This window comes from Mesorhizobium sp. M4A.F.Ca.ET.020.02.1.1 (assembly GCF_004022645.1).
Classification (GTDB): domain Bacteria; phylum Pseudomonadota; class Alphaproteobacteria; order Rhizobiales; family Rhizobiaceae; genus Mesorhizobium.
Map to the genome: position 1 here is coordinate 1 of NZ_RZOI01001044.1, position 1547 is coordinate 1547.

General features: G+C 66.0%; 2 protein-coding genes. One reads left to right on the forward strand and one right to left on the reverse strand.

All coding sequences use genetic code 11. From position 1 onward, the window contains the following. Positions 1-620, reverse strand: a 620-nt coding sequence (gloB, locus tag EN742_RS34590) for a hydroxyacylglutathione hydrolase (RefSeq protein ID WP_128333854.1), incomplete at its 3' end; no start/stop codon positions are given. 199 nt (positions 621-819) lie between these two features. Between gloB and EN742_RS34595 the strand changes: the two genes are divergently transcribed. Continuing rightward, positions 820-1547 (forward strand): methyltransferase domain-containing protein (locus EN742_RS34595; RefSeq protein ID WP_148670506.1); only part of this gene is annotated, 728 nt, incomplete at its 3' end.

The following is a 1547-nucleotide window of genomic DNA, read 5'->3' on the forward strand; positions in this document are numbered from 1 at the left end:
GGCTTGTCGTCGGCGCGCAGTGCCTCGATCCGGGCGGCGCGTTCCTTCAGGGCCGAATTGGTCGGGTCGACGGTCAGCGCGAAGCGGGCGTTGGACAGCGTGTATTCATGGCCGCAATAGACGACCGTGTCGGCCGGCAGCGCCGCCAGCTTCTTCAGCGAAGCGTACATCACCGGCGGCTTGCACTCGAACAGCCGGCCGCAGCCCAGCGCAAACAGCGTGTCGGCGGTGAAGGCGACTTTCGAGGCCGGCAGATGGTAGGAGACATGGCCGGCGGTGTGGCCTGGCGTGGCGATGACGTCGATCCGTTCCTCGCCGAGGTGGACGACGGAGCCTTCGCCGACCGTCTCGTCGATGCCGGGGATTTTCTCCTTTTCCGCTTCCGGCCCGATGATGCGCAGCTTGAAGCGTTCCTTCAGCGCCAGATTGGCCTCGACATGGTCGACATGGTGGTGAGTGGTCAGGATCAGCGTCGGCGTCCAGCCGGTGCGCTGGATGGCGGCCAGAATCGGCGCCTCCTCGGGTGCGTCGATGATGGCGGTCTGGCCGCTCGTGGGGTCACGCACCAGCACGCCGAAATTGTCGCTGCGGCACATGAACTGTTCGATTTCGACCGGCATCGCGTCTCTCCACCAAAGCGCCGTGCGTCCAATTCGACGCACAAAGGACGCTCTAAGCTGTTTATCTGCTGCATCGCGCTTTCCGAAATCGAAACCGATTTCGGGCCGATGCAGTTGTCGCCGCAGACATAGGGCGCTTGGGCGCCGATGTCATCCGCCTTTGTTGAACTTGCAATGCTTCGAAGCTACCGTCCCGGCCATGCATTCCGATATCGTCGACCTCCGTTCCTTCTATTCGACCACGCTGGGGCGCCTGGCCGAGCGCTCGATCACCATGGCGCTGTCGTCGATCTGGGCGGCCGTGCCAAACGAGCGGCTGGTCGGGCTCGGCTACACCTTGCCGTGGCTGGAGCGGTTCGGCGCCGACGCCGAGCGCGTCTTTGCCTTCATGCCGGCGACGCAGGGGGCCGTGGTCTGGCCGACGACGGGGCCGACGGCGACCGCGCTGGTCTTCGACGAGGAATTGCCGCTGGTCGATTCCTGCATCGACCGCGTGCTGCTGGTGCACTCGCTCGAACATGTCGAAAACCCGCGCGAGACGCTGAACGAGATCTGGCGGGTGCTATCGCCTGCCGGTCGCGTCGTCATCGTCGTGCCCAACCGGCGCGGCGTCTGGGCGCGTTTCGAGCACACGCCGTTCGGCAATGGCCGGCCGTTCTCGCGCGGCCAGCTCACGGAATTGCTGCGCGAGGCGAACTTCACGCCGGCGGCGTGGTCGGACGCGCTGTTCTTCCCGCCGTCGCCGCGGCGTTTCATGATGCGGTTCCACAATGTGCTGGAGCGCGCCGGCCGGCGCTTCTGGCCGATCTTTTCCGGCGTCATCGTGGTCGAGGCGCAAAAGCGGCTCTACCAGGGCGTGCCGGTCGTGCAGCGCGCCTCGCGCCGTGTCTTCGTGCCTGTGCTGACGCCGCAAGGCGCCACCAGGCT